This window comes from Halobacillus sp. H74 (assembly GCF_052246715.1).
In the GTDB taxonomy this organism is placed as follows: Bacteria; Bacillota; Bacilli; order Bacillales; family Halobacillaceae; genus Halobacillus; species Halobacillus litoralis_A.
Map to the genome: position 1 here is coordinate 1 of NZ_JBQQCI010000003.1, position 16,907 is coordinate 16,907.

15 protein-coding genes, 3 tRNA genes and 2 rRNA genes are annotated in these 16,907 nt (G+C 41.4%); 17 read left to right on the forward strand and 3 right to left on the reverse strand.

The window, feature by feature from the left end; all coding sequences use genetic code 11:
* The 10 genes from ACTWPX_RS06500 to tsaD all read left to right on the forward strand — a co-directional run.
* Nucleotides 1-100, forward strand: a 23S ribosomal RNA gene (locus tag ACTWPX_RS06500); the annotation flags it as partial.
* 89 nt (nucleotides 101-189) lie between these two features.
* Nucleotides 190-303, forward strand: a 5S ribosomal RNA gene (rrf, locus tag ACTWPX_RS06505).
* 94 nt (nucleotides 304-397) lie between these two features.
* A tRNA-Met gene (locus ACTWPX_RS06510) sits at nucleotides 398-474 on the forward strand.
* Nucleotides 475-583: 109 nt separating this feature from the next.
* Nucleotides 584-660: transfer RNA gene (locus tag ACTWPX_RS06515), tRNA-Met, on the forward strand.
* 40 nt (nucleotides 661-700) lie between these two features.
* Nucleotides 701-777: transfer RNA gene (locus ACTWPX_RS06520), tRNA-Asp, on the forward strand.
* Between the two features lie 164 nt (nucleotides 778-941).
* A complete protein-coding gene (gene thiL, locus ACTWPX_RS06525) occupies nucleotides 942-1,925 on the forward strand; it encodes a thiamine-phosphate kinase (RefSeq protein ID WP_443119009.1) in 984 nt (327 codons plus the stop codon).
* A gap of 4 nt (nucleotides 1,926-1,929) precedes the next feature.
* Nucleotides 1,930-2,385, forward strand: a complete 456-nt coding sequence (gene tsaE, locus ACTWPX_RS06530) for a tRNA (adenosine(37)-N6)-threonylcarbamoyltransferase complex ATPase subunit type 1 TsaE (RefSeq protein WP_443119010.1) — start codon at nucleotides 1,930-1,932, stop codon at nucleotides 2,383-2,385.
* Nucleotides 2,382-3,068: a tRNA (adenosine(37)-N6)-threonylcarbamoyltransferase complex dimerization subunit type 1 TsaB gene (gene tsaB / locus ACTWPX_RS06535; RefSeq protein WP_443119011.1), complete on the forward strand. Its 687-nt coding sequence runs from the start codon at nucleotides 2,382-2,384 to the stop codon at nucleotides 3,066-3,068. Before tsaE ends, tsaB begins: the two co-directional genes overlap by 4 nt.
* Before the next feature lies 1 nt (nucleotide 3,069).
* On the forward strand, nucleotides 3,070-3,513 hold the full coding sequence (gene rimI / locus ACTWPX_RS06540; protein WP_443119012.1) for a ribosomal protein S18-alanine N-acetyltransferase: 444 nt from the start codon (nucleotides 3,070-3,072) through the stop codon (nucleotides 3,511-3,513).
* On the forward strand, nucleotides 3,510-4,541 hold the full coding sequence (tsaD, locus tag ACTWPX_RS06545) for a tRNA (adenosine(37)-N6)-threonylcarbamoyltransferase complex transferase subunit TsaD (RefSeq protein WP_443119013.1): 1,032 nt from the start codon (nucleotides 3,510-3,512) through the stop codon (nucleotides 4,539-4,541). Before rimI ends, tsaD begins: the two co-directional genes overlap by 4 nt.
* 347 nt (nucleotides 4,542-4,888) lie before the next feature.
* On the opposite strand, the gene ACTWPX_RS06550 is transcribed toward tsaD, so the two are convergent.
* Nucleotides 4,889-6,823 carry an ABC-F family ATP-binding cassette domain-containing protein gene (locus tag ACTWPX_RS06550; RefSeq protein WP_443119014.1) on the reverse strand — a complete coding sequence of 645 codons (1,935 nt, stop codon included), beginning with the start codon at nucleotides 6,821-6,823 and terminating at the stop codon, nucleotides 4,889-4,891.
* Nucleotides 6,824-6,990: 167 nt separating this feature from the next.
* On the opposite strand from ACTWPX_RS06550, the gene moaC reads away from it, so the two are divergent.
* The 3 genes from moaC (at nucleotide 6,991) to ACTWPX_RS06565 (ending at nucleotide 9,715) form a co-directional block, all read left to right on the forward strand.
* Nucleotides 6,991-7,476 (forward strand): cyclic pyranopterin monophosphate synthase MoaC, encoded by a 486-nt coding sequence (gene moaC, locus ACTWPX_RS06555; protein ID WP_443119015.1) that lies wholly within the window; start codon nucleotides 6,991-6,993, stop codon nucleotides 7,474-7,476.
* Nucleotides 7,477-7,490: 14 nt separating this feature from the next.
* Nucleotides 7,491-8,147, forward strand: a complete 657-nt coding sequence (locus tag ACTWPX_RS06560; RefSeq protein WP_128524716.1) for a redox-sensing transcriptional repressor Rex — start codon at nucleotides 7,491-7,493, stop codon at nucleotides 8,145-8,147.
* A gap of 149 nt (nucleotides 8,148-8,296) precedes the next feature.
* Nucleotides 8,297-9,715 (forward strand): MDR family MFS transporter, encoded by a 1,419-nt coding sequence (locus ACTWPX_RS06565; protein ID WP_443119016.1) that lies wholly within the window; start codon nucleotides 8,297-8,299, stop codon nucleotides 9,713-9,715.
* Between the two features lie 39 nt (nucleotides 9,716-9,754).
* Here ACTWPX_RS06565 and ACTWPX_RS06570 read toward each other — a convergent pair whose 3' ends face one another.
* Nucleotides 9,755-9,955: a YdiK family protein gene (locus tag ACTWPX_RS06570; RefSeq protein ID WP_128524714.1), complete on the reverse strand. Its 201-nt coding sequence runs from the start codon at nucleotides 9,953-9,955 to the stop codon at nucleotides 9,755-9,757.
* A 2-nt stretch (nucleotides 9,956-9,957) separates the two neighbouring features.
* The gene (locus ACTWPX_RS06575; RefSeq protein WP_443119017.1) at nucleotides 9,958-10,668 is read right to left on the reverse strand and encodes a lysostaphin resistance A-like protein; all 711 of its coding nucleotides are present in this window, start codon (nucleotides 10,666-10,668) and stop codon (nucleotides 9,958-9,960) included.
* A gap of 286 nt (nucleotides 10,669-10,954) precedes the next feature.
* Between ACTWPX_RS06575 and groES the strand changes: the two genes are divergently transcribed.
* The 4 genes from groES (at nucleotide 10,955) to ACTWPX_RS06595 (ending at nucleotide 16,873) form a co-directional block, all read left to right on the forward strand.
* A complete protein-coding gene (groES, locus tag ACTWPX_RS06580) occupies nucleotides 10,955-11,239 on the forward strand; it encodes a co-chaperone GroES (protein ID WP_128524712.1) in 285 nt (94 codons plus the stop codon).
* A 62-nt stretch (nucleotides 11,240-11,301) separates the two neighbouring features.
* Nucleotides 11,302-12,936 carry a chaperonin GroEL gene (groL, locus tag ACTWPX_RS06585; RefSeq protein ID WP_443119018.1) on the forward strand — a complete coding sequence of 545 codons (1,635 nt, stop codon included), beginning with the start codon at nucleotides 11,302-11,304 and terminating at the stop codon, nucleotides 12,934-12,936.
* Nucleotides 12,937-13,182: 246 nt separating this feature from the next.
* The gene (locus tag ACTWPX_RS06590; RefSeq protein ID WP_443119019.1) at nucleotides 13,183-15,051 is read left to right on the forward strand and encodes an ATP-dependent nuclease; all 1,869 of its coding nucleotides are present in this window, start codon (nucleotides 13,183-13,185) and stop codon (nucleotides 15,049-15,051) included.
* On the forward strand, nucleotides 15,044-16,873 hold the full coding sequence (locus ACTWPX_RS06595; RefSeq protein ID WP_443119020.1) for an ATP-dependent helicase: 1,830 nt from the start codon (nucleotides 15,044-15,046) through the stop codon (nucleotides 16,871-16,873). Before ACTWPX_RS06590 ends, ACTWPX_RS06595 begins: the two co-directional genes overlap by 8 nt.
* Nucleotides 16,874-16,907: the final 34 nt, after the last annotated feature.

A 16,907-nucleotide genomic window follows, 5' to 3' on the forward strand; every position in this document is an offset into this window, starting at 1 on the left:
CAAATAAGATCCCTCAGAGACGATGAGGTTGATAGGTCCGAGGTGGAAGCGTGGTGACACGTGGAGCTGACGGATACTAATGGATCGATGACTTATCTATAGATATTTCGTTCGTGAAAAGTCGAGGGTACGTTCGATGATGATGTTTCCTTATCCAGTTTTGAGGGTTCACCTCAAACTTTATATTGATGTGGTGGTGAAGGCGAAGAGGTCACACCTGTTCCCATGCCGAACACAGCAGTTAAGCTCTTCAGCGCCGATGGTAGTCGGGTCGATCCCCGTGAGAGTAGGACGCCGCCACATTGATCATATTTTAAGTTTCAATTAATTTCCTTGCAACGTGACGAACAGTCACAATTCAATCTTATGGGAACTATAATAACAATTCCCACATTATCGCGGGGTAGAGCAGTCTGGCAGCTCGTCGGGCTCATAACCCGGAGGTCGCAGGTTCAAATCCTGCCCCCGCAACCAATTTCATCTCATTTGAGGATGAACATAACCTCCACAAAATTTTCATGAAACACGATGATCAGTCACAATTTAATCTTATGGGAACTATAATAACAAATTCCCACATTATCGCGGGGTAGAGCAGTCTGGCAGCTCGTCGGGCTCATAACCCGGAGGTCGCAGGTTCAAATCCTGCCCCCGCAACCAATTTATTTGTAAATACATAATATAGATCGTTAATTTAAATGGTCCGGTAGTTCAGTTGGTTAGAATGCCTGCCTGTCACGCAGGAGGTCGCGGGTTCGAGTCCCGTCCGGACCGCCACTACTTAAATTTGAACTTTCAACCTTAGGATACCTTCCTAAGGTTTTTATTTTTGTCTAAGAATGGGGCAGGCGCGAGTGGATTTAGACTTTTGATGATTTTTTAAATCTGTCTCCTATTGGTATAATAGTAATAATTGATTTTATACGGAAAGGGAAATAGATATGGATGAGTTTTCGTTTATACGTTCAGTCCAGCCTGCTTATTATAAACAGTCTTCTCTCATTAAAGGGATCAGTGATGATGCGGCTGTTATTCGACCTTCCGGGGGAGATGTGGTCACCGCTGTAGATACAATGGTGGAAGACGTCCATTTCTCCAGGAAAACAATGCAGCCTCATCACATTGGTCATCGTGTCTTGGCTGCAAACTTGAGTGATTTAGCCGCGATGGGGAGTATACCAGCCTATTATATGGTATCAATTACGATTCCGTCAGACTGGTCTGAGGAAGAGTTGATCGAGCTGTATGCTGGGATGGATGATCTTGCTGCCCTATATCGTATGGACCTCATTGGTGGAGATACGGTTTCAGGGAGAGAGCTCTCAGTCACGGTCACGGTGATGGGGATGGTAGCTAAAGGGAAAGCGAGATATCGCTCAGCTGCGGTTCCGGGAGATGTTTTATTTGTAACGGGAACTCTAGGTGATTCTCGCGGAGGTTTAGAATGGCTTTTAAATGAGAAAAATAATTCATCTTCTGACCAAGCCTTTTTAATCGATCGGCATAGAAAGCCATGGCCAAGAGTCTCATTCGCAGAGAGTTTATCAGCACTCCAAAGAGTGGCATTGAATGATGTGAGTGATGGCATCGCAAACGAAGCGAACGAGATTGCTGAATCCTCTGGTGTGGACATTCACATTGCTAAGGATATGGTCCCTTTTTCTTCTGAATTGAAGAATACGTTTCCTGATCAATATCAGGATTGGATGTTGTCCGGGGGTGAAGATTTCGAGCTGCTGGGCGCTGTACCTTTAAGTGATTGGACACTGGTTCAGGAAAATGCGGAAGCTGCTGGTATTCAGATTACGAAGATAGGGGATGTTGACGAAGTAAGTGGTGACTCTCCTCGAGTTTTTATTAAAGAAAGCGATCAAATAGCAATATTGAAGAAATCAGGTTATACACATTTGAAGGGAAAAGGGTGAGCGGATGGCTATTTATGAATGGAAGAGTTTTTCAAGCGATGAGACAAAGGCTTTTGCAGAAAAGCTTGGGGAACGTCTTCAACCAGGAGACCTTCTCACTTTAGAGGGAGATCTGGGAGCAGGGAAAACTACGTTCACAAAAGGGCTGGGAAAAGGGCTTGGTGTTAAAAGAACTATAAACAGCCCTACTTTCACGATCATGAAAGAATACCAGGGGCGTTTCCCTTTTTATCATATGGATGTGTATCGCTTAGAGGATAGTGATGAGGACTTAGGATTTGAAGAGTATTTTGAAGGCAGTGGTGTGACGGTCGTTGAGTGGGCGCAGTTCATTAAAGAATTCTTACCTGCAGAACGTCTCGATATAACCATCAACTATAAGGATGATTCTACTCGACTACTGACCCTTCAATCGAGATCTGAGCATTTTGAAGAGATATGTAAGGAGATAATCGTATGAATATACTGGCGATCGACACATCGAATTATGTGATGGGAGTAGCTGTTCTTAAAGAAGAAACAGTTGCCGCGGAGTTTGTGACGAATATTAAAAAGAACCACTCGATCCGTTTGATGCCGGCAATCGATCATGTGATGAGAGAGACTGGTACTAAGCCGGAAGAGTTGGATCGGATTGCGGTTGCGCATGGACCAGGTTCATATACGGGGTTACGGATCGGACTAACGACAGCAAAGACGATGGCTTGGACGCTAGGAATTCCTGTTGTGGGGGTTTCGAGTTTGGAAGCTGTGGCAAGACAAGGTGTTTTTTTCGATGGCTATGTCTGTCCTTTTTTTGATGCGCGGAGAGGACTAGTTTACACTGGACTCTATAATAAGGATATGGATGTGTTACGGGAAGAAACCAATATTCTTATGGAAGAATGGTTGGAAAGCTTGAAAGAGTCAGAGCAGCCGATTTTATTTCTAAGCCAGGATCTTTCTGTCCATAAGGAAAAAATTCGTGAGATGCTCGGTGATCAAGCTGTGTTTCCATCAGCCCCATATCAATTCGCCAGGCCGTCTATCATAGCAGCTGCAGCAAAGGAAAGAGATCCAGGTTCGCTTCATGCACTGGTGCCGAACTACTTAAGGTTACCAGAAGCTGAAGCGAAATGGTTGGAGCAGCAGGAGAAGCAGTAACATGACTCTGATCAGAAGGATGACACAAGAGGATGTGGGCGCCGTGATGGTGGTGGAAAGAGCCTCCTTCGCAGTTCCTTGGACGGTGGAGACGTTTCGGAAAGAAGTGGATGATAACCCTTATGCTTTCTATTATGTGATAGAAAAAGATGGAGAGATCATTGGATATTGTGGTCTTTGGCTGATCATAGACGAAGCCAACATCACCAATATCGCGATACATCCTGATCATAGGGGACATAAATACGGTGAACGGTTGTTCCAGCATACTTGTAAGAAAGCGATTGAACATGGAGCCATTCAGTTATCGCTTGAAGTTAGAGTATCAAATACAGCCGCGCAGCATATGTACCGGAAGTTCGGTCTGGTACCTGGGGGTATCCGTAAAAGGTATTACTCGGACAATGGTGAAGATGCGTTAGTGATGTGGGTGGGATTAAAATGAGTAAAGACCAATATATTTTGGCCATCGAGACGAGCTGTGATGAAACGGCTGTCGCGATTGTAAGAAATGAAACAGAATTAGTGACAAACATCGTAGCTTCTCAAATTGAAAGCCATAAACGTTTCGGAGGGGTTGTACCAGAGATCGCTTCAAGGCATCATATTGAACAAATGACCATCACTTTGGAAGAAGCATTGCAAGAGTCCGGTCTGACGATTGATGATATGGACGCGATAACAGTAACAGAGGGACCTGGACTCGTCGGTGCCTTGCTTGTAGGTGTGAATGCAGCCAAGGCTATTGCTTTTGCTAAACAAAAACCGCTTGTAGGGGTTCATCATATTGCCGGGCATATCTATGCGAATCGTTTGGAAAAAGAATTCGAATTTCCATTGTTAGCGTTAGTAGTGTCTGGTGGTCATACAGAGCTTGTTTTAATGAGGGAGCACGGCTCGTTCGAAATCATTGGAGAGACAAGGGATGATGCAGCAGGGGAAGCATACGACAAAGTGGCAAGAACACTTAAACTCCCATACCCAGGAGGGCCGCAGATCGACCAGTTAGCTCAAGATGGGGAAGAGACGATTGATTTTCCAAGAGCATGGCTTGAAGATGGGTCTTATGATTTTAGTTTTAGTGGTCTGAAGTCTGCTGTAATTAACAGACTTCACAAAGCGAAGCAAAAGGATGAGTTCTTGAAACCTGAGGATGTAGCGGCAAGCTTCCAAGCAAGTGTTGTTGAAGTGTTATCCACAAAAGCATTCCGAGCAGCAGAGGAATATGGGGTCAAACAAATGATTGTAGCGGGGGGAGTTGCAGCTAACAAGGGACTTCGGGCAGCTCTTCATGAGAAGTTCAAATCCAGTGAAACGGAATTGCTTATTCCTCCCCTGCACTTATGCACAGACAATGCAGCCATGATTGCAGCAGCGGGCGCTGTTGCATACAATCAAGGTCATCGTTCCGGCTGGGAGTTGAATGCGAACCCAGGCTTAGATTTAGAATTGTATGGTGATAGAAAACAATAAACGTAAAGCTCTCCTTTTTCAAGGAGAGCTTTTCCTTTTTGTGCAGGAGGATGTGGATAAGTTTGCAAATTTTATCATTTTTATTATCCACAGGTGCATAAACATACAGAGGATAAAATGTTCGTGGATGGATAGGAATAGTAAAGAAATCGCTACCAAAATTGTGGATAAATTGCTTTTTATCTGTGGATAATGTGCATAACCCTGTTGAAAACTGTAATTATCAGTGTTCAAGTGTTGAAAAGTGTGTGGATAATGAACATCCATTCATACACGTCTATACATGTAAAAAACTGACACCTCAGGTCATCCAGATATTGGATGACCTGAGGTGTCAGTAACTACCATTACTCATGGAGGGTTTCCCATTCTTCCATGAGGGTTTCTAATTGTTTCTGCTTTTCTGCGTTATCTTCGGTGAGTTCCAGGGATCTTTCATGGTCTTGATAGATCTCGGGGTCACAGAGAAGTTCTTCATTTTCTTCCAGCTTCATCTCAAGCTGTTCGATTTCTTCTTCAATTTCAACAATGCGACGGTTTTTCTTTCGTTCCTCCCGTTTCACGGCTTTATCTTCTTCAAAACTATTTTTCGCTTGTGGTTCCTGTTTGTTTGGTTCGTTTTGAAGGCGTTCGGCTTCTTCGATTTGATGAAGCTCGTATTCTTCTTGCTTCTTATCTACATAGTAGTCGTAATCTCCGAGGAAGAGCCGTGTTTCTTCAGGATTCATTTCTACGATTTGAGTAGCGATTTTGTTGATAAAGTAACGGTCGTGGGAAACGAATAAAAGCGTTCCAGGATAATCGACTAGAGCAGCTTCTAACACTTCTTTACTGTCCAAATCCAAGTGGTTGGTCGGCTCGTCTAAAATCAAAAAGTTCGCTTCCTGCATCATCAATTTAGCTAGGGAGAGACGTGCCTTTTCCCCGCCACTAAGAGCAGTAACCGGCTTCAGAACATCCTCACCGGAAAAAAGGAAATTACCGAGTATAGTTCGAATATCCTTTTCATTCTTCATCGGGTACTCATCCCATAATTCATTCAAAACCGTTTTCTTTGAGTTCAATTTCGTTTGTTCTTGGTCATAATAACCGATTTGCACATTAGTACCAATCATCTTTTCTCCTTTAGAAGCTTCCAGGTCCCCTATAATCGTTTTGAGTAATGTCGTTTTACCAACACCGTTAGGACCGACAAGCGCAACAGAGTCTCCGCGGTTCAAATCGAGGGAAAGGTGATCGAACAAATAAGAAGAGCTGTCGTCATAGCGGAAGGCTAAGTCCCTTAACTTGAGAACATCGTTCCCGCTTTTTTTTGCCATTTGGAAGCTGAATTTCGCGGACTGGTTATCGTCTTTCGGCTTTTCAAGTTTGTCCATTTTCTCCAATTGTTTACGCCTGCTCTGCGCTCTTTTACTTGTTGTAGCCCGGACGATATTCTTTTGGATAAAGTCCTCCATCCGCTTGATCTCTACTTGCTGCTTCTCAAACCGTTTCAGCTCCTGCTCATAATCGGCTTCTTTTTTCTTCAAATAGTCACTGTAATTTCCATGATATTTCTTCGATGATTGGAAAGCGATTTCGTAGACAGTGTTCACAATCTTGTCTAAAAAGTAACGGTCGTGGGAGACAATGACCACGGCCCCTTGATATCCTTGTAAGTACCCCTCTAGCCACCCGAGGGTGTCGATATCCAAGTGGTTGGTCGGTTCGTCCAAGATCAGGACATCAGGGCTGGTTAACAGCAGTTTTCCAAGGGCCAGCCGGGTTTTCTGTCCACCGCTTAATGAAGTGATCGGTGTATCCCAATTAAAGTTATGGAAGTTCAAACCGTTCAGGACGGATTTGATATCAGCTTCATATTGATAGCCGCCGGCACTTTTGAAGTATTCCTGCTTACGGTCATAATCGGCCAACAGCTGTTGGTATCGACTTTGATCTTCGATTAATGCCGGTTCTGCCATCTGCATCTCCATCGAACGCAATTCTTTTTCAAGATCTTTCAAATGAGTGAAAACTTTCTCCATCTCATTCCAAATCGATTCATCCGATTGCAGACCTGTATTCTGTGCCAAATAGCCTATAGTCGTTTCTTTCGGCTTGAAAATATTCCCTTCATCGTGGCTCATATCTCCAGCCATCATTTTTAGCAAGGTTGATTTTCCTGCGCCGTTTCGTCCGACGATAGCGATCCGGTCATTCATTTGTACTTCTAATTTAATATTCGATAAAATGGTTTCTGCACCAAAACGCTTCGTCAATTGATTCAATTGCATGAGAATCATGTCGTTTCACCTCAATAGAATAAGTGTATCTTATCCTGCAGCTGACTCGCAACAGAATGCGTTGGAGTTTGTGAAATCTTTAACGACTTCTGTTTGATTTTTTGGTAGAATAAGAGTAGTGTTTCAATGAGTACCGTAACCATTTTTCACAAAAGGGGTAGGTGTGAATGGCGGAATTCAGTCATTTCAATGACCAGGGCCGTGCTCGTATGGTAGATATCTCTGAGAAGAAAGATACAGTACGGACGGCGGTAGCGAAAACAAGTGTAGAAGTAAATAATGAAATCTACGATAAAATCACCACCCAGCAAATGGAGAAGGGAGATGTCCTTTCTGTCGCCCAAGTAGCTGGAATCATGGCTGCGAAAAAGACATCAGATTGGATACCGATGTGTCACCCGTTGTCATTGAAAGGAATCGATGTATCCTTTGATTGGGAGATCGGTTCAACCCCCATGCTTTTAATTGAAGTCTCTGTTAAGACGAAGGGTAGTACAGGCGTGGAAATGGAAGCGCTAACGGCGGCTTCAGCCACTGCCTTGACGGTTTATGATATGTGTAAAGCCATTGATAAAGGAATGGTGATTGGTCCGACTTACCTGGATGAGAAAACAGGGGGTAAAAACGGAGATTATCGAAGAATAGACCGGTAAAGGAGTCAGATGCTATGGATATGGAACAGGCGAAGATCCCTCAGGCGACAGCGAAGCGTTTACCGCTTTATTATCGTTTTTTAAACAATTTACACAGCCAGGGGAAAATGCGCGTTTCATCAAAAGAATTAAGTGATGCGGTAAAGGTCGATTCAGCTACGATCCGCCGCGACTTTTCATATTTCGGTGCCCTGGGCAAAAAAGGGTATGGATACAATGTAGAATATTTGCTGTCATTTTTCCGTAAAACTCTTGATCAGGACGAAACGACAAGGGTCGCTTTGATCGGGGTCGGTAACTTAGGAACAGCTTTCTTGAATTATAATTTTACAAAAAACAATAATACAAAAATCGAAATGGCTTTTGACGCTAGTGAGGAGCGCATTGGCAGTGAAGTCGGTGGCGTCCGTGTCCATCATATCGATGATCTTGAAGAAAAGATCAGCGACTTGTCTGTGGCAATCTTGACCGTACCGGCCTCTGCCGCGCAGGGCATTGCTGATCGACTTGTCAAAGCGGGAGTTTCAGGTATTCTGAACTTCACGCCGGCGAGGATTAGTGTGCCCACTCAAGTTCGTGTCCACCATATCGATCTTGCTATCGAATTACAGGCACTCGTTTACTTTTTAAAACATTATCCTTTGAATGAAGATGGAAGTGCAGAAGAATAATAAGAGGGGATGACCAACAAGGTCGTCCTTTTTTTGTGGAGTGATTTCCAGTTCAATTGTGTGAAAAAGAGTGCACGTGGGTTAACGGATAGGCATGCGTGGTATAGTGGATAATAGTTCGTGTATCGAAATAAGGGGAGGGGACTACATTGAGCAAATTACCTCATAAATGGCTGGTCGTCGTTTCTGTCTTATTCGGAACCTTCACTGTCATTCTGAATAATAGCATGTTAAATCCGATCCTGCCTCGTTTTATTGAAATTTTCGAGTCGGATGCTGTAGCGGTCGGCTGGATCCTCACTATTTTTATGGTATCAATGGGGATGACGATGCCGCTCACAGGCTATTTCGGAGACCGGTTCGGGAAGAAGAAAGTCTACCTGACAGGACTATGTATCTTCCTTATCGGGTCTTCTATAGGGTTCTTTTCTTCAACACTTGGGATGGTCATTCTTTCAAGAGCCATCCAGGGCATGGCTGGCGGTTTAATGATGCCCATCGCAATGGCACTTATCTTTAACTCTTTCCCACGTCATGAAAGGGGCTTGGCTGTGGGTGTGTATGGGGTGGCCGCAATGGTCGCCCCTGCGATCGGCCCTACAGTCGGGGGCTTTCTCATCCAATATTTAGAGTGGCCGTGGCTGTTTGCGTTCAATATTCCATTCGGGTTGACGGGTTTGATTTTATCATCGAAATTCTTAGAACGAACAGAAACCAATCCGGAGAAACGATTCGATTTCATCGGCTTTCTCATTATTACATCTGGTATCGGAGCGGTGCTCTTTGCGTTAGGACGAGGCAGGACACTTGATACACTGCTTGATCCATTGAACATCATGTTGATCATCAGTGGTCTGATTGCGGTCGTCCTTTTTGTATTTTATGAAAATAGACAAGAGGACCCACTACTTAATCTTTCTGTGTTCAAAGTGCCTACTTATTCGGTGTCGATTCTTGTGACTTCAGCCGCATCGATTGGTTTGTTTTCAGGAATTTTCCTATTGCCGTTATTGATTCAAAATGTGTATGGTTTGAATGAAGTCATGACAGGGTTGTTGTTCTTACCGGCAGCGGCAGCCAGTGGGGTATTCATGTCCATCGGGGGAAGACTCCTGGATAAAAAAGGGCCGAAATATGTGGTACCACCAGGACTGACGATCATGGCGCTCGCCACTCTGGGGTTGAGCTTTTTACAATTGTCTACACCATATTGGCTCATTCTTCTATTGAATACTGTCCGAGGCCTGGGCATGGGGATGGGCAATATGCCTGCGACGACTTCCGGAATGAACAGTATTCCAGAGGATTTAGTCGCCCAGGGATCAGCGATGAATAACATCCTCAGACAAATTTCTTCTTCACTGGGAATCGTCTTTTTCTCGATTTATTATGAAGTGAGACGAGCGCAAGTATCAGCAAGCCCTGATATCGATATGCAGGCGGCTACATTACAGACATTGAATGAAGCGTTTCTCGTTTCCGCCATCGTTTTGATCATCGCGATTCCTTTCTCCTTCATTTTAAAAGGGGTACAGGATGATGAAGATGCTTCAGATAATAAGGCATAGAAAAAGCAGGCATCCACTAAGGAGCCTGCTTTTGTGATGTTATTTTTTCTGTGATTGTTTAAGTTTATTGTGGAGATTGTACAAGCGGATCGCTACGGCGATATTGAACGTAGCGACAATCGCTAAGATGACAGTCGTCGTGTTCCAAACGGATTCTTCAGCTGCCTGAGCTGCGATAAACGTAAAAGCGACGCCCATCGAGAGATAGAGAAAAGCCATGAATAATGGTGAAGTTCTCATAATTATAAAAAGCCTCCAATAAAGATGGTCTCCAGTTGTTCCTGCATCCGGCGGATATCCTCTTCAGTAAGAAAATACTGTGATGCGACAACAAACGAGTTCATCGCCATGTGAGCCACGATTGGTGTAATAATTCGTTTTGTTTTGACATATAGGAAGGCGAATACGACTCCCATGGAGAAGTAGACTAACATGTGCTTGAAATCGAAATGGAATGCACCGAACACGAGAGCGGACACGAGTACCGCCAGCCAGAAATTGGTCCGTTTGTAAATCGATCCGAAAATGATTTTACGGAAAATGATTTCTTCGGTAATCGGAGCGAATATCACAGGGAGCAAAATGAACAATGGTGATTCACGTGCGATTTCCATCAGCCCCATCGTGTTCTCAGATCCTGGGGGAATACCGAATAGCTCAGACTCGATGGTAGCGGCAATCGCTTGTGCGAACAATGCAAGAAATACTCCGGCGATCGACCAGAGAATGATCTTTCCCGGGCCTGCTTTATCACTGCGGACCATTTCTTCTTTCATATCCGGTTTGAGAATGACAAGAATGATGATGGTAGCAATGGTGAAACTCAAGACTGACCAGACAGCAATCGCATCAAATCTACTCATCCCGGAAGCGACTAATAATGGCGCCCCGACTAGAGCAGAAAGCTGAGTGATGACATAGGCCAGGATGATATACCAATAGCGTTTTGGCATAGATGCACGACTCCTTCTGAATTGCAGTTTATCGGACAAGGTGCAATGACCTTACAATGACCTCAATATACATACTTTATGTATTCTATCACAGTTTCAAAACCACACGTAAGGAATAAGGGTTATCGTGCGAATTTTGTCGAAAAAGAAGTATGAAAAATCGATAGTTTCTACTTGAAAAATGAAAGCGAATTGATTATGATAATAATTGTGTTAGCACTCACTATCGACGAGTGCTAATAACCGACAAAAATTGAAATCAACCTTATCAAGGAGGGTGTCCTAATTGTTAAAGCCACTTGGTGATCGTATTGTTATTGAACTTATTGAAGAAGATCAAACTACTGCGAGCGGAATTGTACTTCCTGACTCTGCAAAAGAAAAACCGCTAGAAGGTAAAGTTGTTGCAGTCGGTTCTGGCCGTATCACAGATAACGGTGAGAAAGTTGCATTGGAAGTTGCTCAAGGTGACCGCGTCGTCTATTCGAAATTCGCTGGAACAGAAGTGAAGTATGAAGGTAGCGAATACTTGATTCTACGCGAATCTGATGTACTAGCTGTCATTCAGTAGTTATTTTTTCTATAAAAATAATATACTTAGAGATACGATTTTTATGAGGAGGGCATTTTTAAATGGCTAAAGAAATTAAATTTAGTGAAGACGCACGTCGTTCAATGCTTCGTGGTGTCGATACGTTAGCAGATGCTGTAAAAGTAACACTCGGACCAAAAGGACGTAATGTCGTTCTAGATAAAAAATTCGGTTCTCCACTGATCACTAATGATGGTGTGACAATCGCTAAAGAGATCGAACTCGAAGATCACTTCGAAAACATGGGTGCACAACTCGTTTCTGAAGTTGCATCCAAGACGAATGAAATCGCTGGTGATGGGACAACAACGGCAACAGTCCTTGCACAAGCCATGATCCGTGAAGGTCTTAAAAACGTAACATCTGGTGCGAACCCGGTCGGTATCCGTCGCGGGATTGAAAAAGCGACAGCCATAGCTACTGAAGAGCTTCGTAAAATTTCTAAGCCTATCGAAGGCCGTGAGTCCATCTCCCAGGTTGCTTCCATCTCAGCCAGTGATGACGAAGTAGGTCAACTGATTGCTGAAGCTATGGAACGCGTTGGGAATGACGGTGTCATCACCATCGAAGAATCTAAAGGATTCAACACTGAGCTAGAAGTGGTTGAAGGTATGCAGTTCGACCGTGGTTACGCTTCTCCATACATGGTGACAGACCAAGATAAGATGGAAGCGACCCTTGAAGACCCATACATCTTGATTACAGATAAGAAAATCAATAACATCCAGGAAGTTCTTCCTGTACTTGAACAAGTGGTCCAACAATCCAAACCACTTCTATTGATCTCTGAAGACGTTGAGGGCGAAGCACTAGCAACACTTGTTGTGAACAAACTTCGTGGTACATTCAACGCAGTATCTGTCAAAGCTCCAGGATTCGGTGACCGTCGTAAAGCGATGCTGGAAGATATCGCAACAATGACAGGTGCCCAAGTAATCACAGAAGATCTTGGACTTGAATTGAAGAATACAACGATCGACCAGCTAGGCCGTGCGTCTAAAGCAGTCATCACAAAAGAAAACACGACAATCGTCGAAGGCGCTGGAAGTCCTGAGCAGATCTCTTCCCGTGTTGCTCAAATCCGTGCCCAAGCAGAAGAATCCACTTCTGAATTCGACAAAGAAAAATTACAAGAACGTCTTGCGAAGCTTTCTGGCGGCGTAGCTGTCATCAAAGTCGGAGCAGCGACAGAAACAGAATTGAAAGAGCGTAAACTACGCATCGAAGACGCCTTGAACTCTACACGAGCAGCGGTAGAAGAAGGCATCGTCGCTGGTGGTGGTACAGCTCTAGTGAACATCATCACCTCTGTTGAAGGTCTTGGTCTGAAGGACGATGAAGCAACTGGTGCAAGCATCGTACTTCGTGCCCTTGAAGAGCCAGTCCGTCAAATCGTTCACAATGCAGGTCAAGAAGGATCCATCATTGTCGAACGTCTGAAAGGCGAACAAGTCGGCATCGGCTTCAACGCAGCAACAGGCGAATGGGTGAACATGGTTGAACAAGGAATCGTCGACCCTACAAAAGTAACTCGTTCTGCACTTCAAAACGCAGCTTCCGTAGCAGCTATGTTCTTGACGACTGAAGCTGTAGTCGCTGATCTTCCTGATGAAGAAGGTTCTGGTGGCGGCATGCCTGACATGGGTGGCATGGGCGGAATGGGCGGCATGATGTAAGCTGTCCTCAAACCCTTTGATAGATAAGGATTTGAAGCACTATAATTGAATATTGACTGGATTTTGACTGGATTCATGTGTGAAACAAGTCTGGTCCAAAAAACCTCTCAAAAAGTTCACTGAACTTTTGAGAGGTTTTTAAATTTGAATTGCTATAACCTGTGAAAAGTAACTTTTTATTGTTTATAATAAAATCTTTTAAAGGAGGATAGGCATCTATATAATGGAAAAAGGGAGGGATTGATTGTGAGATTAAAGTCCGTAGGTATTCAAAATTACAGAACTTTCAGAGATGTGATTTTTAATTTTTCAAATTATGGTGTAATGGTAGGTGCAAATAATTCAGGAAAAACTAGTGTTTTCTCTCTGTTAGACAAAATTTTAAATCCTTTTAGAAGTCTATATTATAGCGATTTTGAAACCAGTGACTTTAGAGATTTAGACGAGCCATTAGTAGTAAATATGGTTTTTGATTATTTAAGCGAGACACAATTAAGTGAGTTTAAATTTAATCTTAAACGAGTTGAACTTGAACCATCCCAACAACCTGAAGAGGAAGGGATACAAGTTCATTTGAAGTATGTTTGCCAATATGATACATCAACTGAGAGCTTTTCAAAGAATCTTTCTATAATAGGAGAAGATGATGAGACCGGTCTAAGTGAAAAGCAAAGAAAACTATTTCCTTTTATATATAGGGGAGCTCAAAGAGACAATAGAACTGAATTAAAGATGGGGAGAAATACCTTTCTTTCTCGCTTGGTAGACACTATAGATATCGGTAATGAAGCCAAAGAATCCATTCAAAAGTTAATAGAAGAAGCTTCAGATATACTCTCGGATGAATTAAAGGAGGCTTCAGAATTAATAGAAAAAAATTCAAAACATGTTATAGATTATCCAGTTAAAGGAGAGGGAGAAGAGAAGCGCAATATACGTTTTAATCTATTGAATTTAGAGTCAGATAAACTTTTAAATAATCTCGAAATATACATATTTGAAGCTTTTAAGTCCGATTTCGAAGCTCTTACAAAACAGGGCTTGGGGTATCAAAATGCCATTGTGCTTGCAATTTTCAAGAGCTTTGCAACATCTGCAATAAAAGGGAATATGATTTTAGCACTAGAAGAGCCAGAATTATTCCTTCCACCTCATTCACAGCGAGCATTGGCTAGGGATTTTAAGGAGTTATCTGTAGATAACCAGATTCTTATAGCTACACACTCTCCCTCTTTTATGCTGAATACTAACCCTAAGGATATCATTATTTTAAGAAAGTCATTTAGTGGAAGTACAACAGTATCCCAATTTGATCAAGAAGCTACACCAAAAGAGCTAGAATGGTTTAGTAAGAGAGTGAATGCTATAAATGGGGAAGCTTTTTTTTCAAATGTAGTATGTTTAGTAGAGGGGGAAACTGAAGAAGGGTCTCTCAATGAGTTATCTTATAAATTAGATATAGAAAATGCTGATTTTTCATTCGATAAATATGGTGTTACCGTCTTAAATTGTGGAGGAAAAACCAAAATAAAAGAGTTTAATCGCCTTGTAAAATATTTCTCATTACCAACGGTAGCTTTGATAGATTTTGACCCTGATCAAACTAACTCTGAATTAGACAGGGATGAAGGCGAAATAGAGACTTTAAAAGGAATGGTTGACGAATTAATTCAACTTCCAAGGGAACCAGGTTGGGGCGATTTTGAAGGGGTTCTAACTAAAGAAGCTCCAATAATTAATTTGTTAAGAATATTAGATGATCTAGAAATAAAAAAGCTTTTTTGTGGACAGTTGATTAGATTAAATAACGTCCTAAATCTTGGAGAAGACACTAGTTTTATAAGACAGGTATCATCACAGGAAAATATTGATATAGAAGATCTTTCTCATGTTAAAGATCAGATTGAAAATATAGACCCGTCTTATGTAATGATATGGTTTCGAGCTGCTATTAAAGAAACTTTGAAAAAAGAAAAGTCCGCAATTACAGGCAAAGTTGTTGCCTCCAATTTAAGTGGAGATGCTATCCCAGGAGATTTTGCTAGGGTAATAAGAACTTGTATTGATATATCTAAGAGTCGTTTTAATCAGGAAGAGGAGAAGGTCAATGAATGATTTGAAAATTCAAGAAATTATTGACTGGGAGACCTCGGCAATGGTTTCAGCTGGTCCCGGAGCAGGAAAAACTAAATTATTAATTAGTAAGCTTGAAAAATTTGAACGGGAAAGAAGATTTGACCCCTACGGTCAAAAAGTATTAGTTTTAACATTTAATAAAAAAGCCTCTCTAGAATTACAAACACGGATAGAGATGGCTGATATTGATGATACAAGTTTTGTTGAAGTCTTTACCTATCATGGCCTAGGATACAGGATTTTAAATACTTATGGACCTTTAATTGGATTGCCAAGTCCTTTAGTATTAATTCCACAGGATGAGTATAAAGCAATAATCAAGGGTTTAGAGAAAGATTATGAAGCTTATTCATTTAATATATTCTATCAAAAATACGTTTCAATTTATGAAGAAGAAGAAAAAGAACGCTTTGTACAAAAACACGCTGATGAGTATGGGAAAGCTTTAGATAGTTATATAAAATATAAAATTGATAACGGCTACATAGACTATTCTGATTTAATATCAAAATGTATTGATTTATTGAAAAACAATGAATGGTTAAGGAGAATATTCCAAAACGCATATCCTTTCGTTTTAGTGGACGAATTTCAGGACACTGATCAAGTACAATTTGAACTTCTTTCTTTAATAGGGGAAGGGTCTAACGTTCTATCTGTAGCTGATGAAGATCAAGTTATTTATGAATTTAGGGGAGCAGAAGAACAGAATATTCAAAGGTTTGTCGAAGTATTTGATGCTAAAACATTTAATCTCTCTTATAACTATAGATCTACTAATAATATTGTCCAAGTTGCTAACTCATTAATAAGTAATAATGTGAATAGAAATACTAAAACCCCGATGCATACAAGCAATAGTGATGGCGAAAAAGTTAAATTGTACTTGAGCAAGGATATTGATGAAGAAGTAAAAAGAATAAAAAGCTTGATTTTACAGTGGATTGCAGAAGGGGAAGGTAATTGTGCAGTTCTTTTTAGAGAAAGAGTAAACATGTGTAGTCAGATTATCTCTCGAATTTCAAAGACCCTAGAGGAAGCCAATATTCAATATTATAGATTAAAACAAAATTTGATAACTAATGATAAAGTTGTAAAGTGGGTTATTGGAGCATTAACTTTTAAAGAAAACCCTAGTTTATATTCGCTTGCAGGTTTTGTTATACGTCTACCTGGTATCGGTGAGAGAAGTGTACAAAAAATAGATGAGTATATTGAAACTCACGGAGATATCCCATATAAGGAGGTTGATTTATCAATCTTCTTCAATAGAAAGCAGTCGGTTACTGTTAATGAAACTTTAGATAAACTATTTGATTTAGAGGATATTTTAGAAGTGTTTGATTATGCGTGTGAAAAAAATTATGAAGGTAAAGAGAGTGATTTCAAAAATAAAAAGAACTTTTATAGAAATATACGTTCACTCTTGTGGAAAGAATCAAAGGGATCTGCTACAGCATTGATAAGAAATTATGAATATATGCTTGATATAAGTAATTTATTAAAATTAGCCAAGAATGAAGTGTTTATTGGAACAATTCATCAAGTTAAAGGGTTAGAATTTGATAACGTTATTATTGCAGGAGTAGCTAATGAATACTTTCCTAAAATAGGGAAAGGACTAGAGAATTCTATTTATGAAGAACGACGCTTATTTTATGTAGGAATTACTCGTGCACGAAAAAACTTATGTATTACAACGTCAAGTCAATGGTATAATCCTATAGAACAGAATGTAGAGAGGTTGAGTATATCTCCTTTTTTACGTGAACTTGATCAAAGCTATGTGATTATTGAATAACATCCTGACCCGGATACTTCACTTTTTCAAACGG